Origin of the sequence: Yersinia thracica (genome assembly GCF_902170565.1) — a bacterium.
GTDB classification, from domain to species: domain Bacteria; phylum Pseudomonadota; class Gammaproteobacteria; order Enterobacterales; family Enterobacteriaceae; genus Yersinia; species Yersinia thracica.
Map to the genome: position 1 here is coordinate 89,494 of NZ_CABHXX010000095.1, position 17,872 is coordinate 107,365.

The following is a 17,872-nucleotide window of genomic DNA, read 5'->3' on the forward strand; positions in this document are numbered from 1 at the left end:
TAGCGAGAATATTAAAACAAAAAAGCCCGAGAAAAGATTATTTGCTGATTTTATTCTGATTTTCATTTAATCCCGTGTGCAATGGCTAGCGCTTTATTCAGTTTCCCGAGTGATTCCCCTTGTTTATTAGTGAAAAAACGCTGCTCCAGAATATTGGCATCCGCTTCGTCATACAGCTTTATATGGTGTTTATTAAGAAATGTCGCCAAACCTCCTTTTTCGATGCCAAAAGTCCAATGCTCGCCAATATTTTTTAATCCCTCGAAAACCTCTCTCGAACCATATGAAGTATTCTCTCCGGTGAGGACATCGGAATAGACATAATCGAAAATGATTTCACTGCCGGCAGGCGCACAATTGCCGATGGCTGAAAAAATACTGTCTACCGTGCTGGGTGAGAGATACATAATTAGCCCCTCGAGGATAAAGAGGCTTTTTTCTCCTTTTTTGATCGGCAGTTCTTGTAAGATATCGGTCAAACTCTGTTGATTAAAATCAATGGGAATATAATGTAAATTTTGTGGGCTTTGGATGCTAAGCTCTTGTAATTTTGCTTTTTTATTGCTCTGAGATACTGAGTGGTCAAGCTCATAAACCCTGCTTTGTTGTAGCTGATTTTGAAAGCGAATAGCCCTGGAATCAAAACCGGCCCCCAGAATAAAAATGTTGGAGAATTCACTGGCACGTAATTGAAAGAATTCATCAATGTATTTTATTCGGCTAATTAAAAATTCATAGCTGCCCGCAGGTATCTGTGGCGAGAGAATATTGCCCGGCATCAAAAATGATTTTTGTGTCATTGCAAAAAAAGAGTTCAAAGAGTGCGAAATTAATAGCGAGATATAGTCATCTGTCTTGTATCCCTCTTTTTTCTCACTGTAAGACTTTGCTCTGAGTATGCAGATCAGCTCAGCCGAGGGTGAGAAATCTGACATGGTGCTTTTTGCCATTTCATTTATCCCCAATACAAATTCGATTTTATTGTGAATTTACGCCGTACATTATGAATGAGGATTTAAATAAAACAGCCTCATGCGGCTGCTTAATTTTTATCTGTATATGATGTAAAAACTGTTAACTGAATGGGAAAAATACAAGAATTATTTGCCCAGCGACCGGTATAAAACCGGCCACTGGAGTAGGATAAATTGCGGTTTTTATAGAATGAAAGGTATTTTATCAACGCAGCCAGTTGGTTTTCGCCAATTCCACGACTTCATCACCCCGGCCATTAATGATGGCCCTAAGCATATACAGACTGAATCCTTTAGCTTGCTCAAACTTGATTTGCGGTGGCATCGACAATTCTTGCTTGGCAGTGACCACATCCACCAACACCGGCCCCGGATGCGCAAAAGCACTTTCCAGCGCGGCATCCAGTTCGGAGGCTTTTTCTACTCGAATACCTTTAATTCCCGCCGCATTGGCGATGGCGGCAAAGTCTGGGTTATGTAGGTCTGTGCCATCTGTCAAATAGCCACCGGCCTTCATTTCCATCGCAACAAAGCCCAGTACACTGTTATTAAATACCACAATTTTCACCGGTAATTTTAGTTGTGCCAGAGTGAGAAAATCCCCCATTAACATGGTGAAACCGCCGTCTCCGCATAACGCCACCACTTGCCGGTTCGGGTCGGTGGCTTGCGCACCGATGGCTTGTGGCATAGCGTTGGCCATCGAGCCATGGTTAAACGAGCCGAGCAAACGGCGCTTTCCGTTCATCTCCAGATAACGCGCCGCCCACACGGTCGGGGTGCCAACATCACAGGTGAAAATGGCGTCATCGGTAGCATGGCGGCTGATTTGTTGCGCCAGATATTGTGGATGAATCGGCTGATTGTCATTGGCGGTTGCCAGCCCGTCGAGATCTTTGCGGGTGGTGCGATAGTGGTCGAGCGCCTTGGTCAAAAACGCATTATCACTTTTAGCGTCTAACTGCGGTAACAGCGCGCCGAGGGTGGTTTTAATATCACCTACCAGCGCCATATTGACCTGGCAGTGAGCGCCGATGCTGCCGGGGCTGATATCAATCTGGATGATGTTTGCGTGGGTAGGATAAAATGCGCGGTAAGGAAATTGAGTCCCCAGTAGCACCAAGGTATCGGCATTCATCATGGCATGATAGCCGGAGGCGAAACCAATCAGCCCGGTCATGCCGACGCTGTAAGGATTGTCCCACTCAATATGTTCTTTACCCCGTAGGGCATGCACCACCGGGGCTTGCAGCATTTCGGCCAGTTTTACCACTTCATCATGGGCATCTGCGCAACCACTGCCGCACATTAGCGTGATATTTTTGGTTTTATTCAAAATCTCAGCCAGAATATTCAACTCACTCATAAGTGGCTGAACTAACGGCAATTTAGGGGTTTGCCACACCACGGCGGCATCTTCTGGGGCGGGCTGGAGCGCGACATCACCCGGCAGCACAATCACGGAAACACCGCGGTTAAGGATGGCTTTGCGCATGGCAATTTCTAACACGCGGGGTAATTGTTCAGGATTCGACACCAATTCACAGTAATGGCTGCATTCGCGGAACAGTTCTTGTGGGTGGGTTTCTTGAAAATATCCGCTGCCGATTTCACTTGAGGGAATATGCGCGGCGATTGCCAGCACTGGAACATGATTACGATGGCAATCAAATAAACCATTAATCAGATGCAAATTTCCGGGGCCACAGGACCCCGCACAGACCGCGAGTTGCCCGGTGAGTTGGGCTTCAGCGCCCGCAGCAAAGGCGGCAACCTCTTCATGGCGAGTTCCCAACCACTCAATAGTTCCCATGCGGTGCAGGCTATCACTCAGACCATTGAGTGAGTCACCGGTGACCCCCCAAATGCGCTTAACTCCGGCTTGTTCCAACGTTTTTGCGACCAATGTTGCCACGGTTTGCTTCATAGTTGCCCCTCAAGGATTAATGGCGAGTCATTATTCTATGAGGTCAAAGTATGGCGCGTTTGACGATTCCTGCCCTATTAACAACATGAATAGAGCAAGAATAATGCTATCAAGCCAGTTGGATATCCCCCTGCAACTGGCAACTGCATGCCAGAACATAACCCTGGGCGATTTCCTCCGGTGTCAGTGTCATGGTGCTGGTGGTGGTGTATTCGCCGTGCAAAATGCGCGTTTTACATGAGCCGCAAACACCCGCGCGGCAAGCTGCCATCACCGGTACTTTGTGTTGCTCTAAAGCAAATAACAGTGAAGTGCCCACCGGAACTTGCACACTGCGTAGCGGGTGACTGATAGTCATCGTCAATTCATTGCTGGCATCGATAACTTCATCAGCAGGTCGGAATTGCTCTCTCTGGAAATGATCACTCGGAACAGCTTGTTCGCGGCAATACTGCTCAACCCAATCCATATAAGGCGCAGGCCCGCAAGTCATCACCCGGCGGTGAGCAATATCGGGAGCGACCTGTTGCATGATCTGAGCATTAATTCGTCCGGCAATAAATCCCTCTGTTGCACCTGATTCAGCCATTAATGTCAGTTGTAATTGCTGTGGATAGCGCTGTGACAACAGTTGCCAGGCATCTGCAAAAATCACATCTGCCGGTGAACGAACATTAAAAATTACGCGGATATCGGCTTTGGGGCGCTGGGCTAATAAATAGCGGCACATCGACATTACGGGCGTAACACCGCAGCCAGCGGCTAGCATCAGGTAATGGTCATCATCAAAATTGGCGCAGGTAAACTCGCCCTGAGCATCCGATAACCACAGATAATCTCCCTCTTTGACCTGCTGAGTCAGCCATTGTGAGCCTTCGCCACCGGTTAAGCAGCGCACGGTGAGTTGGATAAATGGCGTTAAACCGGGCGTGGAGGAAAGTGTATAAGCGCGCAGGGTTTCATCACTATTACGAATGCTCACCAAAGCATATTGCCCCGGCAAATAAGGGTAAAAGTCATGATTAATCAACCGCAAGCTCCAGACATCTGGCGTTTCTTGCACCATGGAGTGAACTTGCATGCGGTTAGGACAGAGGGCGGTTGGGCAGTCAGTAGGGATAAAATCAGTCATCGGGGCCTCACAACAAAGCAGGTCATTTCTGGCAAAAATAGGATCGATGCCCAGCCAGTGGTAATAAAGCGCATTGGCCGGGCATAAAGCGGTGATTTAATGACCTAAAATCGCATTCATATCTTGTTCTACGGTAGTGATTGGCCGCATACCAAATTTCTCATAGAGAATTGCCATCAAGTTGTCGGTCAAGAAACCCGGCGCGGTCGGGCCGGTGTAAATATTCTTCACCCCCAATGACAGTAAGGTCAGCAGAATAACAATGGCTTTTTGTTCAAACCATGACAGCACCAAGCTGAGAGGCAGGTCATTGACGGTGCAACCCAGTTTTTCTGACAACTTAACCGCCAGCATAATCGCAGAATAAGCATCATTGCATTGGCCGACATCCAGCAGGCGCGGCAAGCCTTCTAAAGTCCCGAAGTCCAGTTTATTGAAGCGATATTTCCCACAAGCTAAGGTCATGATGATGCAATCTTGCGGAACACTGCGGGCAAAATCGGTGAAATAGCTGCGTTCTGTGCGGCTACCATCACAGCCGCCAACTAAAAAGACATGGCGCAGTTTTTTCGTCGCAACCAGATCAATGACAGTATCCGCGGCATTGAGTAAGGTTTGGCGGCCAAAGCCGACAGTAATCAGGTGTTCCAGCTCATTGTATGGGAACCCCGCCATGCCCAGTGCTTGTTCAATAACTTGTGCGAAATCCTCGCCTTCCAAGTGATTGACACCCGGCCAGCCAACAATACTACGAGTCCAAATGCGGTCTCCGTAATGGCCTACATTCGGGTCAATGATACAGTTGGATGTCATCAGGATTGGGCCGGGGAATTTAGCAAACTCTGTTTGCTGGTTCTGCCAGCCACTGCCGTAGTTACCGACCAGATGCGAGTAGCGTTTTAACTCTGGGTAACCGTGAGCGGGCAGCATTTCGCCGTGAGTATAAATATTCACCCCGGTTCCCTGAGTCTGTTCCAGTAACATTTGTAAGTCTTTGAGATCATGCCCAGAAATTAGAATAGCTTTACCAGCGACAGGGCGCACGTTAACGGCAGTGGGTTGCGGATCGCCGTAAGCTTGAGTTTCGCCGTGATCCAAAATAGCCATGACATTGAAGTTCATTTTGCCAATGCCCATGGCGTTATTCAGTAAGGTATCGACATCACGCGGTTGGGTACCTAACCAAGCCATATAGGCATGATAATCCGCGTAAATTTGTTCATCAAACTGGCCCAGTACATGGGCGTGTTCCATGTAAGCCGCGGCTCCTTTTAGTCCATACAAACACAACATTCGCAGGCCATGAATATCATTACCGACCTCGGCTTTATCAGTATTAAGAGCAAATTGCTGCGCTTGTTGTTGCAGGGTAGGGATGTCGTCAGACACCAGTTGTAGCTCGGCCAACGGGTGATCGACTGCAATCTGGTGGTCAATGAGACGGCAGCGAATGGCTAATGATTGGCGCAATAAAATGGCTTCTTTGGCATAACCGACGATGCGGTCTGAGTCAAAGTTCACATTGGTCAGTGTGGAGAAAAAGGCTCTGGGTGCAAAGCTGTCAATCTCATGATCAATAATGCCCAACTCGCGGGCGGTTAATGCCCAAGCGGAAAGGCCTTGCAATACAGCAACTAATAAGTCTTGTAAATCAGATGTTTCGGCGGTTTTGCCGCACATCCCTTGTGCGTAAGAGCAGCCATTAGCTACCGGCGTTCGGATGGTTTGTTCACATTGCACACAGAACATAATTATTTTTCCTTTTAAAGTTGCATTTGTAATGCGTGTTTAAAAGCATAGAGGTGGGCAAGGGGTTTAAAAAGGCTTTTTTAATGCAACTTTAACTTGTTTTGATTTGGCGCAAGTTTTGCTGCGAATGAGAATTCATTCACTATTGCTGGTGGGGCATGACGCAGTGAACCCAGAGGCTCACTGCGCACAAAAAGAATTAGGAAGAGAAGAAAGCAATCAATATTGGCGCAAGCAAGCTCAGTAAGAAACCGTGTACGATAGCTGCCGGCACCATTTCCAGCCCACCACTGCGCTGTAATACTGGCAGAGTGAAGTCCATTGAGGTCGCGCCGCATAAGCCCAACGCGCTAGAGCGGCTACTGCGCACCAGTGTTGGAATCAGCATGATGGCCACCAATTCACGGGCTAAATCGTTGAAGAATGCGGCACTTCCAATGACCGGGCCGAATGAATCAGTCAATAAAATACCTGATAATGAATACCAGCCAAAACCAGACGCCATCGCCAGCCCGGTCTTAATAGGTAAATCCATCAATATAGCGGCAAGCATTCCGCCAGCCAATGCACTAAACGCCACGACAAGGGCCACAATAGCGCCACGGCGGTTCAATACAATCTGGCGTAGCGTCATACCGCTGTTACGCAATTGAATTCCGACCAAGAACAGTAAGAAGATCAGCGCCAATTCACTGCCTTTCGCCGCAAATTGCAACCACTCCCATTGGCTCAATCCCAGTAAGAAGCCGACAATCACTACGCCGCATAATTTCAATGATTCCAGCGCCATATGCAGGCGCGATGGTAATACTTCCTGGCGGTGGGTATTTTTCCACGGTGTCTTGCGTTCAAGTAAAAATAGCGCCAGTAAATTGGCACAAAAAATACACAGGAAAAAGACGCCAGTATATTGGAAAATAAGCAATAGGTTCGCACTAAGGTTTTCCAGAAACGCCAGGCTGATACCCATAAAGAATAAAATAACGTAGACCATCCAGCTTAATAAGCGGTTGATCAATTGAATTAATGTTTTGCGGCTAAGTGGGATGAGATAACCAAGAATTAACGGCAAAAGAATGATTAACAATCCTGAATACACGAGTTATACCGTCCTGCTTTGCAGCTAAAGAAACACCCATTTTGGGTATCATGAGCAGATAAATAATGGGCTGTGGCGCAATAAACTATCTAAAATCAGGGAAAGAGTAAAGCGCACCGACTGCCGTATTATTTGACCTATAAGGTTTTTTGTCTCAGATAATCAAGTAATAGGTTAACTCTGTAATCTGATAGTATCAGTATGAATAAATTCGCACCGGAGGCGTAGCATGTATCTTGAGCGTGTAGATATTGTCGGTTTTCGCGGTATTAACCGTATTTCATTGAACCTTGATGATAATACAGTGCTGATCGGTGAGAATGCCTGGGGTAAATCCAGCTTATTAGATGCCCTTACGTTACTTTTGTCCCCCGAACCTCAACTTTATCATTTTACCTCGCAGGATTTTTATCATCCGGCAGGCGATGAGAATGCTAAAGAACGTCATTTACAAATTATTTTCACCTTTTGCGAGAAAGATATTGGCCATTGGCGCGCTCCCCGCTATCGCCAGTTATCCCCGCTCTGGATAAAAAATAACGATGGTTTACACCGTATTTATTATCGAATTGAAGGTGAATTAGCTGACGATGGCACCGTGTGTACCTGGCGCACTTTCCTTGATTTAGACGGGCGTCCACTGGAATTACACGATATCGAAAAGTTGGCGCGTGGGGTGATTCGCATTCATCCGGTATTACGTCTGCGAGATGCGCGTTTTATCCGCCGGCTGCGTAGCACTACCCCCGAAAAGAGCTATCAGCTGGATAAAGTGAATCAACTGGATAAAGTGCATCAGCCGGATAACATGCTGTTGAACCAGCAATTGGATCAATTAAGCCGCGAATTGGTTCGTCGCCCACAGAAATTGACTAATGCCGAATTGCGCCAGGGGTTGGAGGCGATGCGCCAACTGCTAGAGCACTATTTTGCCGAACAAGGTTCGCAGTCTGTGGGGCTGCGTAACCACCATCGCCCGCAACCTGAGCGCGAAGCCTGGCTCGCTCTCGATAGCATCAACCGTATGGTGGCTGAGCCAAATAGCCGCAGTATGAGATTGATACTTTTGGGAATGTTTTCAACATTACTGCAAGCAAAAGGGTCATTAAGCCTTGATCCCCATGCCCGCCCATTACTGCTGGTGGAAGACCCGGAAACGCGTTTACACCCGATTATGTTGTCCGTCGCTTGGGGGTTACTCAGCCAACTTCCTCTCCAGCGCATCACCACGACAAATTCGGGAGAGTTAATTTCATTAGTGCCGGTAGAGAGCATTTGTCGATTAGTGCGCGAATCGTCCCGGGTCGCGACTTACCGCATTGGCCCTCGCGGAATGAGTGCCGAAGATAGCCGCCGCATTGCTTTTCATATTCGTTTCAATCGTCCCTCTGCTTTATTTGCCCGTTGCTGGCTGATGGTTGAGGGGGAAACTGAAATTTGGTTACTTAATGATCTTGCCCGCCAATGCGGCTATCACTTTGAAGCAGAAGGGGTAAAAGTGATTGAATTTGCTCAGAGCGGCCTGCGCCCGTTACTGAAGTTTGCCAACAGAATGGGAATACAATGGCATGTCCTGACTGATGGCGATGATGCAGGAAAAAAGTATGCGGCGACTGTACGCACCATGGCGGATGATGGACGTGATCATGAGCGTGATCGTTTGACCATTTTACCCGCCCCGGATATGGAGCACTTTTTATATCGATCAGGTTTTGATGAGGTATATCACCGGATATCTGGTATTCCTGCAAATGCTAAAATGCAGCCACGCAGAGTGATTGAAAAAGCGATTCATCGCACTTCGAAGCCGGATTTAGCCATTGAGGTGACCAGCTATGCCAGAGAGCGGGGCGTTGAGTTTATCCCCCCGCTGCTGAAAAAAATGTTTTCCCGCGTAGTCTGGCTGGCGCGTGGCCGGGCTGACTAGCGGGGCTTTTTAGACATCTCTAGCCGCGCGGAAAATGCGTGGCTAAGCCATGTTCGAGTTGCTCAAGGAGCTGATAACGGCGACGATATTCCGCGCGTTTTTTACTTGGGATATCCTCAATAGGCTTACGTGCAATTCTGGCGGGCAAATTGAAATAGCCTTCTGCGCTTTGTTCTCCGCCCAGTGAGATCCAGAAATTATCGTAATCAGCATGTAATTTATCTTTCTTTTTCGCCCGATAGCGCCAGTTCTGATAAATATGCGTGCTGTTACCTACCGCCATAATCTGTGTTATCCCCATCAGCTCCGCCAGCAAACAGGTGGCTTCCAAGACTAAACGTTTCGGAAATAACCCATAGCAAGCTTTAGTGCAGGCCTGAATTTCGCTGTGCGGTGTTTCATGATCCGCCCCCTGCAACCCACCGATAAACACTGTTTTTTGGTTTTGATAATAAGTGAGACTGAATGTGAGCAATGCCAGGGTTTGTTGTTGCTCATTAGCAAGCATCAGAGTAATTTCACCCTCTTTATTGAGTTTGGGAATAACACCCAAATAAAGGGAATACTTTTCCTCATTCTTGCCCGTTAACTCAGTGAGTTTATAAGGCGAATGGTGTAGATAGTTGCGGCGTAATAATTCTGGCATACACTGATTTTCCAACTGGAAATGATCCTGTAGTACAGCCAGTTTTTGCCTATTATTTAGCGTGTTAGCTAAATAAGGGCGGTGTAGTTTGCAAGGTAAATCCGGTTGAGCACGCAGGATGCTATTGAGAAACGGTTGCTTCACCAATACACCTAACAAGCTAAAGGTCAGTTTGGGGCTGATTAAGGCACGGGCAATAAATTTAAGCCGAAACTGGGATTCTTGCCACGAGCCGCCCAGAGCTTGATTGCCTTTGAACAGCATTGAGATTAACCCCCAACGGTTAATATTGTCAGGGATTAATGCGGTGTTATTAATGTTGTGCATGACTAAGTCCGTTATATCAATGTATTTCCCGTGCTATTGGAACAAACGGGAACTAAATAGAGTCTCAATACATCTTAGATTCCGACTGTAGTCCGGTGGGTGTTTATATGTTGTTTAGTTAAATGAACATTACCGATGCTATTTTCAGCCGGTGGATAATTTACAATTTAAGGAAGGTAATTGATTTGATGCAGTTCAGTAGACGTCAGCGCCGATGGCTTATCGCAATTACCGTTTTCATTATTGGCGGTTTTTTCATTATCAGGCACCTTATGGCGCCAATACCGGTTGAATTTCAAACGGTAAAAGTGGCTAACCGTGACCTGCAACAGAATGTATTGGCAACCGGTAAACTTGATGCGGTACGCAAAGTTGATGTGGGTGCTCAGGTGAGTGGCCAGTTAGAAAAGCTGTATGTGGAAATTGGCGATCAAGTCAAGCAAGGGCAATTGCTGGCGATGATTGATCCGCAACAGGCGCAGAACCAAATCAAAGAAGTGGAAGCGACATTACAGGATTTGAATGCGCAGTTGGGGCAAGCGAAAGCTGAGCTGCAATTGGCTACAGTAACCCTGCGTCGTCAGCAAGATTTGGCGAAGTTACAGGTGGTGTCACGCCAAGATTTGGATCAGGCGAGCACGACACTGGCAGTGAAAAAAGCGCAAGTTGAGACCATTAATGCGCAAATTAATAAAGCCAAAGCTAGTTTGGATACTGCCAATATTAATTTGGACTATACCAAAATTTCGGCTCCGATGGACGGCGATGTGGTGCAAATCACCACTTTACAAGGCCAAACCGTCATTGCCGCGCAGCAGGCACCTAACATTCTGACGCTAGCGGATATGAGCACTATGCTGGTGAATGCACAGGTCTCGGAAGCCGACGTGATCCACTTAAAACCCGGCATGAAAGCCTCGTTCACGGTTTTGGGTGATCCTGGAAAGCACTTTGATGGGGTATTAAAAGACATCCAGCCTACACCGGAAAAGGTCAATGACGCGATTTTCTATTCTGCGCGTTTTGAAGTGCCTAACCCAGATCGATTATTGCGATTGCAAATGACCGCGCAAGTATCGATTCAGCTGGCGAATGTTTCGCAGGCAATAGTTATCCCATTATCGGCATTAAGTGATGAACTGGGAACTCATCGCTATCAAGTCGCGGTACTGAAAGACGGCAAAGAAGAAAAACGCGAAGTCACTATTGGCATCCGTAATAACGTCGATGCGCAGGTTATTTCCGGTTTGAGCGTGGGTGAGGAAGTCATTGTTAGCCGCGGCGGCACGGAGGATGCGTAATGACGGCATTGCTTGAATTAAAAGGCATCCGTCGTAGCTATCAGTCCGGCGAAGAAACTGTTGATGTATTGCAGGATGTCTCACTGACTATCAATGCAGGTGAGCTGGTGGCGATTATTGGTGCTTCTGGCTCAGGTAAATCGACACTGATGAACATCCTCGGCTGTCTGGACAAACCGAGTGCAGGTGTTTATCGGGTGGCAGGGCAAGATGTCGCGGCCTTAGATAATGACGCACTAGCGGCACTGCGCCGTGAGCATTTCGGTTTCATTTTCCAGCGTTATCACCTGTTACCTCATCTGAGTGCGGCCCATAATGTTGAAGTCCCCGCGGTCTATGCTGGTTTGGGTAAAAATGAACGCCGCGAGCGAGCGAACATGCTGTTAACCCGGTTGGGGCTGGGGGATCGCGTGAGTTATCAGCCCAATCAGCTATCTGGCGGGCAACAACAGCGCGTCAGTATTGCCCGAGCCTTGATGAATGGTGGCCAGGTTATTCTTGCCGATGAGCCAACAGGGGCGCTGGATAGCCATTCCAGTGTTGAAGTCATGGCCATATTAAAACAGCTTCAGCAGCAGGGGCACACGGTCATTATTGTTACCCATGACCCCACTGTTGCGGCTCAGGCTGAGCGGATTATTGAAATCAAAGATGGCCGCATTATGGCCGATTCTGGTTCGAAAACCACGTCAAACGCTGGCACTTCCGATGCAATTAGCCTGACACCACCGGCACCTTCATGGCAACAATTAGCGGGGCGTTTCCGTGAGGCGCTATTAATGGCCTGGCGCGCAATGTCGGCCAATAAAATGCGTACCGCCCTGACTATGTTAGGCATCATTATTGGTATTGCCTCGGTTGTTTCCATATTGGTGGTTGGGGACGCGGCTAAACAACTGGTGCTGGCGGATATCAGGGCTATAGGGACTAACACGATTGATATCTATCCCGGTAAAGACTTTGGCGACGATGACCCCAGTACCCGGCAGGCATTGGTTTATGACGATATGACTGCGCTAAAAGCACAGTCTTACGTCAATGCGGTGTCCCCGACTATCGCCGGCAGTATGCGGTTGCGTTATGGCAATATTGATGTGGCGGCCAGTGTCTCGGGGGTTAGTGAACAATATTTCCGGGTATATGGCATGAAGCTTGAACAAGGTACTGCCATCACCCGCGAGCAGGTTGAGCGTCAGTCACAAGTGGTGGTTATTGACCGCAATACGCAACGTCGGCTGTTTCCTCACCTCAAAGAGGTGGTGGGGCAAGTGATATTGATTGGCAATATGCCCGCTACAATCGTGGGTGTGGTGGAAGAAAAACAATCCATGTTTGGCAGCAGCAAAGCGCTGCGGGTATGGGTGCCCTATAGCACCATGGCGAGCCGGCTGATGGGCCGTTCCTACTTTGATTCGATCACTATTCGGATTAAAGAAGGCTATAACAGTAAAGAAGCCGAACAGCAGTTGGTTAGGTTGCTAACCATGCGCCATGGTAAAAAGGATATATTTACCTACAACATGGATAGCTTGCTGAAAACCGCAGAGCAAACTACCCGCACCATGCAGTTGTTCCTTACATTAGTGGCTGTTATTTCACTGGTGGTCGGTGGGATTGGTGTGATGAATATTATGTTAGTCTCGGTAACTGAACGTACCCGAGAAATAGGTATCCGCATGGCGGTAGGCGCGCGATCCAGTGATGTTATGCAGCAATTTCTCATAGAGGCTATTCTGGTCTGCCTGGTAGGGGGAGCACTCGGTATCTCGCTATCTTTCGCCATTGGCCTTATTGTAGAGATGTTTTTACCTAACTGGCAAATTGCTTTCCCGCCAATGGCATTGTTCAGTGCGTTTTTGTGTTCAACTGTGATAGGGGTTGTATTCGGCTATTTACCGGCGCGCAGCGCTGCTCGGCTAAACCCTATTGATGCATTAGCGCGTGAATAGATTGGTCTGAGGATTGATCTTGGTTTATATGGCCGCATATTAGAAGTGTTGGAAATAAAAATGCCAGTCATTATTTGGCTGGCATTTTGAACCGTTATTGATGTTGCAATGCAATAAGTTGCGTTGAAAATACCTTTATCACCAGAGGGTTAGGTGATGGTGTGCACCAAGGTGCTTAGGAAGGTAAGTGTGCCGTGTTAGGCCAATACAGCGAGTTCCTGCGGTACGGCTTCTTGCAATATCACATCCAGCCCGAGTGGAACAATCAGGCTGGCATGGTTCCCTTTTGGCCCCTCATGGACATCAAAGTTAACCATCTGGCCCGCTTTTAACGTTCGATATCCATCCATCTGGATAGTTGAATAGTGAGCGAATATATCTTCGCCGCCGCCCTCAGGGCAAATGAAGCCAAAACCTTTGGCATTGTTGAACCATTTAACAGTACCCGTCTCCATACTTCTAGGTTCCTCGCAAGGCTATTTTAGTTCGAGATGAGGTAATAACTGGTTAAAGTGAGCGCGAATTGGTTAAAACTCCAACAGCTCACGAAAATACACTTTAGTGGAAATGGCCTTAACGTCAAGAGGGCGGCTTTTGTCAATGCGGGGCAGTTCTTCAAAGTTTGATGTAGCTAACGCTATTGTCTTTATTTGGATACAATTTGACCGTTATTAAGGTAAAAATGCCGACTTCTTTCTCTGGCGGCGTTATGGCATAAGTGATGTTAAAATAATAATAGATATCTGCATGAAATGGTCTTATAACCGGAGTGAGGTATTGCTCCTGTGTGGTTCAGTGAAACGATGGGCAGGTAATGGGTAAGAACAACGACTGGCTGAATTTTGAACATTTAGTCAAAGATAAACAAATCGAGGCGCTCAAACCGCCGTCTATGTATAAAGTGATACTTAACAACGACGATTACACACCGATGGAATTTGTGATTGACGTTCTGCAAAAGTTCTTTTCTTATGATATTGAACGCGCAACACAACTGATGCTCAATGTGCATTATCAAGGAAAGGCGATTTGTGGTGTTTTTACTGCCGAGGTGGCAGAAACAAAAGTCGCACATGTAAATCAATACGCCAGGGAGAACGAGCATCCGTTGCTTTGTACGCTGGAAAAAGCCTGATTAAGGCAACTATTGGGAGGTGCCTATGCTCAATCAAGAACTTGAACTCAGTCTCAACATGGCTTTCGCCAGAGCGCGTGAGCACAGACACGAGTTTATGACCGTGGAGCACCTGTTGCTGGCATTGCTGAGCAATCCAGCCGCGCGGGAAGCGCTGGAGGCGTGTTCAGTTGATCTGGTGGCATTACGCCAGGAACTGGAAGCGTTTATCGAACAAACCACACCGACTTTACCGGTCAGTGAAGAAGAGCGTGACACCCAGCCGACGCTCAGTTTCCAACGCGTGTTACAGCGTGCGGTCTTCCACGTCCAATCATCAGGGCGTAATGAAGTCACCGGTGCTAACGTATTGGTTGCCATCTTCAGTGAACAAGAATCCCAGGCGGCCTATCTGCTGCGCAAGCATGATGTTAGTCGTCTGGATGTAGTGAACTTTATTTCCCACGGCGCCCGTAAGGACGAACCGGGTCAGGCACCGAATACAGAAAACCCGGTGAATGAAGAGCAGGCAGGAGGGGAAGACCGTATGGAGAACTTCACCACCAATCTGAATCAACTGGCCCGTGTTGGCGGCATTGACCCACTTATCGGTCGTGATAAAGAGTTGGAACGTGCTATTCAGGTATTATGCCGCCGGCGTAAAAATAACCCGCTGCTCGTGGGGGAATCTGGTGTCGGTAAAACTGCTATTGCCGAAGGTTTGGCTTGGCGTATCGTGCAGGGCGATGTTCCTGAAGTCATGTCAGAGTGCACATTATATTCATTGGATATTGGGTCACTTTTGGCCGGAACCAAATATCGTGGCGATTTTGAAAAACGCTTCAAGGCGCTACTGAAACAGTTGGAAAATGACAAAGATAGCATCCTGTTTATTGATGAAATTCATACCATTATCGGTGCGGGAGCCGCCTCTGGTGGGCAAGTAGATGCTGCTAACCTGATTAAACCACTGCTTTCCAGTGGCAAAATTCGGGTCATTGGCTCCACCACTTATCAGGAATTCAGCAATATCTTTGAAAAAGATCGTGCGCTGGCTCGGCGTTTCCAAAAAATTGATATTACTGAGCCGACGCCGGAAGAAACTGTTCAGATTATCAATGGCCTGAAACCGAAATATGAAGCGCATCATGATGTGCGCTATACCGCGAAAGCGATCCGCGCAGCGGTGGAGTTATCGGTTAAATATATTAATGACCGTCACTTGCCGGATAAAGCCATTGATGTGATTGATGAGGCGGGTGCTCGTAGCCGCTTAATGCCAGTCAACAAACGCAAGAAAACGGTCAATGTGTCGGATATCGAATCTGTAGTTGCCCGTATCGCTCGTATTCCAGAGAAAACGGTGTCTGCCAGTGACCGAGATGTGCTGAAAAACCTGAGCGACCGCTTGAATATGCTGGTATTTGGTCAGGATAAAGCTATTGAGGCGTTATCTGAGGCCATTAAAATGAGCCGCGCGGGCTTGGGCCATGAGCACAAACCTGTCGGGTCATTCCTGTTTGCAGGCCCAACTGGGGTCGGTAAAACAGAAGTCACAGTGCAATTGGCCAAAGCGCTCGACATCGAACTGCTACGCTTTGATATGTCAGAATATATGGAGCGTCATACGGTTAGCCGCCTGATTGGTGCGCCTCCGGGGTATGTTGGTTACGATCAAGGTGGTCTATTGACTGATGCGGTTATCAAACATCCTCATGCAGTCCTGCTGTTGGATGAAATTGAAAAGGCGCACCCGGACGTGTTTAACCTGCTATTGCAGGTGATGGATAACGGGACTCTGACGGATAACAATGGTCGTAAAGCCGATTTCCGTAATGTTATTCTGGTGATGACGACCAACGCGGGTGTGCGCGAAACGCAGCGAACTTCCATTGGTTTTAAACAGCAGGATAACAGCACTGACGCGCTGGAAGAGATCAAAAAAGTGTTTACTCCGGAGTTCCGTAACCGGTTAGATAACATCATTTGGTTCAACCACTTGTCACCAGCTGTTATTCAGCAAGTTGTTGATAAATTTATTGTTGAGTTGCAGGCGCAATTAGATGCTAAAGGTGTGTCACTGGAAGTTAGTGAAGAAGCTCGTAATTGGTTATCTGATAAAGGCTACGACAAGGCGATGGGTGCGCGGCCAATGGCTCGGGTGATTCAGGAAAACCTGAAGAAACCACTGGCAAACGAGTTGTTGTTCGGCTCTTTGGTTGATGGTGGTTCGGTCACGGTTGGGCTGGATAAAGAAAAACAGCAGTTGGCTTATGAGTTCCAAAGTGCGCAAAAACGCAAAACTGAAGGTGCCGTTCACTAAGTTAGCCAGTCGCTAACTTTGCGGAAGCTTCAAATTAAGAGCGAAATAAAGGGCGATAAGCTAGTTTAGCTATCGCCCTTTTTATTTCTTTGCACATTTTGCTTTTATTTGTGTGGTGAATAAATGCACTAAATCGACAAATAAAAGAAAACGCAAAACGCCCTAGCCATAAATGGGAAGGGCGTCGGAGGGGGACTACATCCTCAGAGCTCGCCAGTTTTAAATTGGCGACAGATTAGCCGATTAACGGCTACGGAAGACAATGCGGCCTTTGCTCAGGTCGTACGGGGTCAGCTCTACAGTGACTTTGTCACCCGTCAGGATGCGGATATAGTTTTTACGCATTTTACCGGAGATATGAGCGGTTACCACGTGCCCGTTTTCCAATTCAACGCGGAACATGGTGTTCGGCAGCGTATCAAGAACGGTGCCCTGCATTTCAATATTGTCTTCTTTGGCCATCGAATCCTCTAGGTGTAACTACCTTAGTTTTTTACCGGCAAGATAATGCCGAAAAACCCACATTATGTAAAGAAGTGTTGGCGGTCATCGCACCATTTCAGCAAAATTAGTCTGCCGGTAAGAGGGGATAAAGCCTAATGTGGGGTTCTTTTCAGCGGTTGAGCTTTACTGCATCGCGGATGAAAAATTCAACGATTGCGGTAACCAGCATTCAGCCGGTAGTGGACTAAACTGGAGTTGACTCAACTGCTGCAAAAAAAAGTTTCGTGGGATCTCAATCGCACCCAGCGACGCAGTGTGAGCGTTGAGGACCTGACAGTCAATCAGTTCTCCACCATGATGGGTAAAATGATGGCAAAAAACCATTAAAGCGCTCTTTGAGGCATTATTAGCCCAGCTAAACATGGATTCACCACAAAAGAGTGAGCCCACTGAGATACCGTACAAACCACCAACCAGTTCATTTTCCAACCAAACCTCTACGGAATGGGCATGGCCTAATGTATGTAAATGGCAATAGGCTTGCTGTACATCATCACCAATCCAGGTTCCCTCATCACGTTGGGTGGCACAGGCGCGGACAACATCTTCAAAAGCACGGTTGATCGTAAATTGATAAGGGCAGTGGCGCAAAAAACGCCGCATACTCCGGCTGATATGTAAATCTTCTGGATACAATACGGCGCGAGGGTCAGGTGACCACCATAAAATCATTTCCCCTGGACTGAACCAGGGAAAAATTCCCCGTTCATAGGCTGCCAGCAAACGGGGAGGGGATAAATCCCCTCCCAAGGCCAACAATCCGTTTGGTTCGCGCAGAGCCAGCTCAGGTGAGGGGAATGCAAATGATTGAGAAGAGAGCTGTGTGATGCGCATAAATCCCCTTGGTGACTCTATACAGGCCCATCTGGGCAGACTCTTGGTACTTGATACTGCATTGTT

At 47.6% G+C, this 17,872-nt stretch carries 14 protein-coding genes; 5 read left to right on the top strand and 9 right to left on the bottom strand.

What is annotated here, in order from left to right:
* Positions 1-62 precede the first annotated feature (62 nt).
* From FTA91_RS13405 to FTA91_RS13425, 5 genes are all read right to left on the bottom strand, one after another.
* Positions 63-950 carry a class I SAM-dependent methyltransferase gene (locus FTA91_RS13405; protein ID WP_050113086.1) on the bottom strand — a complete coding sequence of 296 codons (888 nt, stop codon included), beginning with the start codon at positions 948-950 and terminating at the stop codon, positions 63-65.
* Between the two features lie 229 nt (positions 951-1,179).
* Complete coding sequence (poxB, locus tag FTA91_RS13410; protein ID WP_145583484.1) at positions 1,180-2,901, bottom strand: ubiquinone-dependent pyruvate dehydrogenase; 1,722 nt, start codon at positions 2,899-2,901, stop codon at positions 1,180-1,182.
* Between the two features lie 109 nt (positions 2,902-3,010).
* Entirely contained in the window at positions 3,011-4,033 is a 1,023-nt protein-coding gene (gene hcr, locus FTA91_RS13415; protein WP_050113090.1) for an NADH oxidoreductase, read from the bottom strand.
* 96 nt (positions 4,034-4,129) lie between these two features.
* Positions 4,130-5,782 carry a hydroxylamine reductase gene (gene hcp / locus FTA91_RS13420; protein ID WP_222423190.1) on the bottom strand — a complete coding sequence of 551 codons (1,653 nt, stop codon included), beginning with the start codon at positions 5,780-5,782 and terminating at the stop codon, positions 4,130-4,132.
* Positions 5,783-5,981: 199 nt separating this feature from the next.
* Positions 5,982-6,881 (bottom strand): LysO family transporter, encoded by a 900-nt coding sequence (locus FTA91_RS13425; protein ID WP_050113094.1) that lies wholly within the window; start codon positions 6,879-6,881, stop codon positions 5,982-5,984.
* Positions 6,882-7,110: 229 nt separating this feature from the next.
* Here FTA91_RS13425 and FTA91_RS13430 point away from each other — a divergent pair, with 229 nt between their 5' ends.
* Positions 7,111-8,808, top strand: a complete 1,698-nt coding sequence (locus FTA91_RS13430) for an ATP-dependent endonuclease (RefSeq protein ID WP_050113096.1) — start codon at positions 7,111-7,113, stop codon at positions 8,806-8,808.
* Between the two features lie 19 nt (positions 8,809-8,827).
* On the opposite strand, the gene FTA91_RS13435 is transcribed toward FTA91_RS13430, so the two are convergent.
* Entirely contained in the window at positions 8,828-9,781 is a 954-nt protein-coding gene (locus FTA91_RS13435; protein ID WP_050113098.1) for a VirK/YbjX family protein, read from the bottom strand.
* Positions 9,782-9,969: 188 nt separating this feature from the next.
* Between FTA91_RS13435 and macA the strand changes: the two genes are divergently transcribed.
* Positions 9,970-11,082, top strand: coding sequence for a macrolide transporter subunit MacA (macA, locus tag FTA91_RS13440; protein ID WP_174634895.1), 1,113 nt, complete (start codon positions 9,970-9,972; stop codon positions 11,080-11,082).
* Positions 11,082-13,031: a macrolide ABC transporter ATP-binding protein/permease MacB gene (macB, locus tag FTA91_RS13445; protein ID WP_145583488.1), complete on the top strand. Its 1,950-nt coding sequence runs from the start codon at positions 11,082-11,084 to the stop codon at positions 13,029-13,031. Before macA ends, macB begins: the two co-directional genes overlap by 1 nt.
* Before the next feature lie 197 nt (positions 13,032-13,228).
* On the opposite strand, the gene cspD is transcribed toward macB, so the two are convergent.
* Positions 13,229-13,486, bottom strand: coding sequence for a cold shock-like protein CspD (cspD, locus tag FTA91_RS13450; RefSeq protein ID WP_050113101.1), 258 nt, complete (start codon positions 13,484-13,486; stop codon positions 13,229-13,231).
* Positions 13,487-13,845: 359 nt separating this feature from the next.
* Here cspD and clpS point away from each other — a divergent pair, with 359 nt between their 5' ends.
* Entirely contained in the window at positions 13,846-14,166 is a 321-nt protein-coding gene (gene clpS / locus FTA91_RS13455) for an ATP-dependent Clp protease adapter ClpS (protein WP_004389612.1), read from the top strand.
* 25 nt (positions 14,167-14,191) lie between these two features.
* Positions 14,192-16,468, top strand: coding sequence for an ATP-dependent Clp protease ATP-binding subunit ClpA (gene clpA, locus FTA91_RS13460; protein ID WP_050113103.1), 2,277 nt, complete (start codon positions 14,192-14,194; stop codon positions 16,466-16,468).
* Positions 16,469-16,711: 243 nt separating this feature from the next.
* On the opposite strand, the gene infA is transcribed toward clpA, so the two are convergent.
* Both infA and aat read right to left on the bottom strand, forming a co-directional pair.
* Positions 16,712-16,930, bottom strand: coding sequence for a translation initiation factor IF-1 (gene infA, locus FTA91_RS13465; RefSeq protein WP_002211347.1), 219 nt, complete (start codon positions 16,928-16,930; stop codon positions 16,712-16,714).
* A 165-nt stretch (positions 16,931-17,095) separates the two neighbouring features.
* A complete protein-coding gene (gene aat / locus FTA91_RS13470; RefSeq protein ID WP_145583489.1) occupies positions 17,096-17,806 on the bottom strand; it encodes a leucyl/phenylalanyl-tRNA--protein transferase in 711 nt (236 codons plus the stop codon).
* Positions 17,807-17,872: the final 66 nt, after the last annotated feature.

Coding starts and splice junctions, on each gene's coding strand:
- infA (WP_002211347.1), bottom strand. CDS start 16,930: ATGGCCAAAGAAGACAATATTGAAATGCAGGGCACCGTTCTTGATACG.
- FTA91_RS13435 (WP_050113098.1), bottom strand. CDS start 9,781: ATGCACAACATTAATAACACCGCATTAATCCCTGACAATATTAACCGT.
- aat (WP_145583489.1), bottom strand. CDS start 17,806: ATGCGCATCACACAGCTCTCTTCTCAATCATTTGCATTCCCCTCACCT.
- macA (WP_174634895.1), top strand. CDS start 9,970: ATGCAGTTCAGTAGACGTCAGCGCCGATGGCTTATCGCAATTACCGTT.
- clpA (WP_050113103.1), top strand. CDS start 14,192: ATGCTCAATCAAGAACTTGAACTCAGTCTCAACATGGCTTTCGCCAGA.
- hcr (WP_050113090.1), bottom strand. CDS start 4,033: ATGACTGATTTTATCCCTACTGACTGCCCAACCGCCCTCTGTCCTAAC.
- FTA91_RS13430 (WP_050113096.1), top strand. CDS start 7,111: ATGTATCTTGAGCGTGTAGATATTGTCGGTTTTCGCGGTATTAACCGT.
- poxB (WP_145583484.1), bottom strand. CDS start 2,901: ATGAAGCAAACCGTGGCAACATTGGTCGCAAAAACGTTGGAACAAGCC.
- clpS (WP_004389612.1), top strand. CDS start 13,846: ATGGGTAAGAACAACGACTGGCTGAATTTTGAACATTTAGTCAAAGAT.
- cspD (WP_050113101.1), bottom strand. CDS start 13,486: ATGGAGACGGGTACTGTTAAATGGTTCAACAATGCCAAAGGTTTTGGC.
- hcp (WP_222423190.1), bottom strand. CDS start 5,782: ATGTTCTGTGTGCAATGTGAACAAACCATCCGAACGCCGGTAGCTAAT.
- macB (WP_145583488.1), top strand. CDS start 11,082: ATGACGGCATTGCTTGAATTAAAAGGCATCCGTCGTAGCTATCAGTCC.
- FTA91_RS13405 (WP_050113086.1), bottom strand. CDS start 950: ATGGCAAAAAGCACCATGTCAGATTTCTCACCCTCGGCTGAGCTGATC.